Consider the following 3,851-nt stretch of genomic DNA (forward strand, 5'->3'; position numbering starts at 1 on the left):
CCTCAACCTTGATCGGCTTTCATTTCGTCGCCGCTTGCGTTCTGTTGCTGACGAAACTCAGGCCCCTCCTTGGATAGCCAGTCAACCAGCCTCTAGCGCTGGCCGGACTGGGCTACGCCCTGTGGTCTGAACGCCGCGCGAAAGTCGCCGAATCCCTGACCGCCACGGTCATTCCTCAACTCCGCTGAACCCTGCATCACCGCCGGGGACACCCTGATTCCTGCGCCAGGATGTCCCCCCAGGCGAAAGGAGACCCGTCCATGAAACGCGAACGCATCATTGGTACGACATCGCCGACGCCTTCCCAGACGGCGAGGAACGAATGGCTCATCCCCGCCGCGCTGATTCTCCTCACCCTGATTCCGGTGCTTGGGGGAGTCGTTCGGCTGATCGGTCTGGCGGGCAGCGCAGAGGTCACGCCCGCCAACGCACGGTTTTTCGCCCTGCCCATCCCGGTGATGGTCCACATCACCAGCGCCAGCGTGTTCTGCATCCTGGGAGCCTTCCAGTTCATGCCAGGGTTTCGTCGCCGCCGCCCCGGATGGCACCGCGCCGCCGGACGACTGGTGGCTGTCTGCGGATTGGCCGCCGCCAGTTCCGGGCTGTGGATGACCCAGTTCTACCCGCTGAGCGCCCTGCACCTTCAGATGGAGTTCCTGCACAGCTTCCGGCTGCTGATCGGGGCAGCAATGCTCGTGTCCATTCTCCTGAGCGTCCGGGCCGTCCTGGGTGGGGACATCAGGGGCCACCACGCCTGGATGATGCGGGGGTACGCCATCGGCCAGGGGGCAGGAACGCAGGCCGTGATCGGGCTGAGTTGGGTGCTGCTCTTTGGTCAAGCAGGCGAGCTGAACCGGGAAATTCAACTGATCCTCGGCTGGGCCGTCAATCTGGCTGTCGCCGAATGGATTATCCGCAGAGCGGCCCCGGTCTCGCCTCTCACCCCCGCCGTCACGCTGGTGGCCTGAGCGTGACTGGGCTGCTTTCCTCAGGGAGCGTGCCGGGCCACCGCAAATCGCCCATGCTCACGGGCTGTGGGCTGAACCCCCTTCTCTTCCAAAGGAGCATCAACCATGGCAGCACCCCTGCCCAGCGCCTCCTGGTTTTTCAGGATTCTGGACCTCACCCTGTCCCCCGATCAGCAAAGAGGGGAAGGGCATTGCAGCGTGAAGAACGCCCAATGTGGGGAGAGCCGGAGATGATGGACTCCCATGAAGCCCGCTTCGAAGCGGCCTGTCAAAAGATGGCCCGCTACCACCGCGAAGCTGAGATTGCCCGGCAGTTTCCGCATCCCCCTGGCCTGTGGAACCCCAGCCTATGGATCTGGGCGGGTCTGGGCCTGCTGAAGTTTACTCGTCGTTTGGAGGCGTGGCTGACCCGGCACCTTCCCCTGGACGGGGAACTGGCCCTGCAAGCCCTCCCCCGGCAAAAAATCCAGAAGTCCAGGCTTTGAATTTGGAAGCAGGTTCACTTTCTTCCAGCGTCAGGTGCTGAGCAGCGGAATGGCGCGGCAAAAACCAATCTGCTTCCTGATAGGCGAGGTGCCACAGCATTTGCTCTGCTGTCGTCGCATGGTTGCTGGAGCGCTTGACCGTCAAGGAGCGCCGTGACATCACGCTTAACCCCAGCCCAGCGCCAGCAGTTCACCCGCTTCCCGAAGTTGGATGAGCGCCTGCTGGCGCGGCATTACCTGCTGGACGCCACGGAGCTGAATGCGGTCCTGGCCCGCCGCCGCGATTTCAATCGCCTGGGGTACGCGGTGCAGCTTACCGTGCTGAAACACCTGGGACGCGGCTTGGCCGCCACAGAACAGCCCCCGGAGGATGTGCTGATCTTCCTGAGTGAGCAGCTTGATCTTGACCCCACCCGTTATGCCCTCTATGCCCAGCGGGCCAACACCCGACACGAACATTTCGCCGAGCTGTGCGCGCAGTTCGGCTACGCCGAACTCAGCCGGACGCTCAACCGTGAGTTGCGCGGCTGGCTGCTGATACAGGCTGGTACCCGCTGGTTGGCTGCTGAGGGGGTGAAGGGGGTGAGTCTGGGCGCTATGCCGCCCTAGAAGGGATGTGCTGATTTTTGTGCGAACTTATCCTGACTGCGAAGAGGAGACATCATGACAGTCAAGCGTATGGACAACGTCGGCATCGTGGTTGAAGACCTGGAGGCCGCCATTGAATTCTTTACCGAACTTGGCCTCAACCTCGAAGGGCGCGCCCCCATCGAAGGCGCCTGGGCAGATGGCGTCACTGGACTGCACAATCAGCGGGTCGAAATTGCCATGATGCGCACGCCAGACGGCCATAGCCGTCTCGAGTTGTCGCGATTCCTCACGCCGCCTGTGGTCGCCGGGACGTCTGACTGGAGAGTTGCGCAGCCGGTTCTGGCGAGTTGTTGGCGTAGTGCTGGCCGACCTACCTGTCCTTGATGTGCTTCTCCAACGCCACCGTGACACCTCGGCGGCGATATCCGAATTCGCCAACAATATCTGGTCATTCCGCGAACTTGTCCCATGGACGAACTTCTCTTAACGGGTTATCGGGCGATAAAGGCTACAACCCGTCAACCTTCTGGCGTCGCATGTTCACGCCACGGCAGGAGCACCAACTCGGCTGCTTCCTCGGCATCTTTGAGAAGCGTCTTGCGCGGCGTACCCATCTGCGCGCGCACCGTCAAACCGCGCGACAGGTCGACGACCTGGGTCGCGCGCGCGGCTGCGGGAAAGCCAGACGGTAATTCTCCCGCGCTGATCGCGTCGGAGAACCGGCGTTCCACGAGCGCCGCGCCGCCCGCCACGGCATACTGCAAAAACTGCCGGACCTCTGCATCGTCCACGAGCGGCGCAACGCACACCAGAAGACACCCCGGGCATTTCCCCCACGGAGGATGTAAAAAAATCCCATCCAGAATGTCTCGGAGCGACCATGTGCGTGGTCGCCCCATCACGGATGGTTTCGGCAGGAGCGGCTCCAATAACACCCATTCCTCATCGCTCAAATCACTGCTGTACGTCCGGCGCGTCATTCATCAGCCTACAGCCGCATCCTCTGGACTTTCAAAACGCACTTTATTGATCCCGGCTGAAGTTGCGGACGTTAGAGTGGGTGGATGACGGACCGTTGGCTGCCTTCGCGCCTCACGCGAGCTCAACTCGAAGAACGTCGACTGCACTTCCTGAGGCTGCTCGAAACTGGTCAATACAGCAGCAGCAAGGAACTCGCGGAGCTTCTGGGTGTCTCGATGAGTACTCTCCGCACCTGGAAGCACCTCCTACGGCACCAGGGCCCAGGTGCACTGGAGGCCACAATCACCACGGGGAGAGTGTCAGCACTCTCCGGAGAGCAGCGAGCGACCTTGAAGCGGCTGCTCAACGAAGACGCGCAGGTCCATGGCTTCCCCGACGCCAGCTGGACGACCCCCCGCGTCCGGGAGGTCATCGGTCGTCACTTCGACATCTGGCATCATCGCGATCACGTCCGGAGAATCTTGCACCAGTTGGGCTTCTCCCGCCAGACCTGCCGGGCCAGCGCCGATGATGGCCACTGGCCAGTGGGGAGCATCGTGGGCAGGCAAACTTGGAGCGTCGGGCACGGCAGGTCTCCTTGTAAGGTCCACTGAGAGCTGAAACTGAGGAGCTACCGGGCAGCACGCCGAGGCTCAGTGTCGCCTCCACAGGCATCATCGGGTATACGCTGTCGGGAGCGCAAATGTTTTGGCCTTTACAGATGAAAATTCCGCTTTTGAGACACTGGGGGGTTCTGGCAAGTTATTGCTGGTAGGGCGTAATCGAGGAGCAATGGGAGCAGATCGCCTGAAGTTCAGGCCACCTGTTGTACGACGGCCTTCCAGCT

The 3,851-nt window shown here is 61.8% G+C and carries 5 protein-coding genes and 1 pseudogene; 5 read left to right on the plus strand and 1 reads right to left on the minus strand.

From position 1 onward, the window contains the following. Positions 1–260 precede the first annotated feature (260 nt). The 4 genes from GUI70_RS22235 to GUI70_RS22250 all read left to right on the plus strand — a co-directional run bounded on the left by GUI70_RS22235 (position 261) and on the right by GUI70_RS22250 (position 2,428). Positions 261–968, plus strand: a complete 708-nt coding sequence (locus GUI70_RS22235; protein ID WP_161884462.1) for a DUF2306 domain-containing protein — start codon at positions 261–263, stop codon at positions 966–968. A gap of 230 nt (positions 969–1,198) precedes the next feature. Next, entirely contained in the window at positions 1,199–1,453 is a 255-nt protein-coding gene (locus GUI70_RS22240) for a hypothetical protein (protein ID WP_161884463.1), read from the plus strand. A gap of 153 nt (positions 1,454–1,606) precedes the next feature. After that, on the plus strand, positions 1,607–2,062 hold the full coding sequence (locus tag GUI70_RS22245; protein ID WP_161884464.1) for a DUF4158 domain-containing protein: 456 nt from the start codon (positions 1,607–1,609) through the stop codon (positions 2,060–2,062). A 54-nt stretch (positions 2,063–2,116) separates the two neighbouring features. Further along, entirely contained in the window at positions 2,117–2,428 is a 312-nt protein-coding gene (locus GUI70_RS22250) for a VOC family protein (RefSeq protein WP_161884465.1), read from the plus strand. Between the two features lie 134 nt (positions 2,429–2,562). Here GUI70_RS22250 and GUI70_RS26105 read toward each other — a convergent pair whose 3' ends face one another. Further along, the gene (locus tag GUI70_RS26105; RefSeq protein ID WP_202630560.1) at positions 2,563–3,024 is read right to left on the minus strand and encodes a transposase; all 462 of its coding nucleotides are present in this window, start codon (positions 3,022–3,024) and stop codon (positions 2,563–2,565) included. A gap of 84 nt (positions 3,025–3,108) precedes the next feature. On the opposite strand from GUI70_RS26105, the pseudogene GUI70_RS22265 reads away from it, so the two are divergent. After that, positions 3,109–3,513: pseudogene (locus tag GUI70_RS22265) on the plus strand (winged helix-turn-helix domain-containing protein); the annotation flags it as partial. Positions 3,514–3,851 lie beyond the last annotated feature (338 nt).

It is taken from the genome of Deinococcus alpinitundrae (genome assembly GCF_009982895.1).
Taxonomy (GTDB): domain Bacteria; phylum Deinococcota; class Deinococci; order Deinococcales; family Deinococcaceae; genus Deinococcus; species Deinococcus alpinitundrae.

What these genes read in the sequence shown, in the direction of transcription:
- GUI70_RS26105 (WP_202630560.1), bottom strand. Translation starts at nt 3,024, where the DNA reads ATGACGCGCCGGACGTACAGCAGTGATTTGAGCGATGAGGAATGGGTG.
- GUI70_RS22235 (WP_161884462.1), top strand. Translation starts at nt 261, where the DNA reads ATGAAACGCGAACGCATCATTGGTACGACATCGCCGACGCCTTCCCAG.
- GUI70_RS22240 (WP_161884463.1), top strand. Translation starts at nt 1,199, where the DNA reads ATGATGGACTCCCATGAAGCCCGCTTCGAAGCGGCCTGTCAAAAGATG.
- GUI70_RS22250 (WP_161884465.1), top strand. Translation starts at nt 2,117, where the DNA reads ATGACAGTCAAGCGTATGGACAACGTCGGCATCGTGGTTGAAGACCTG.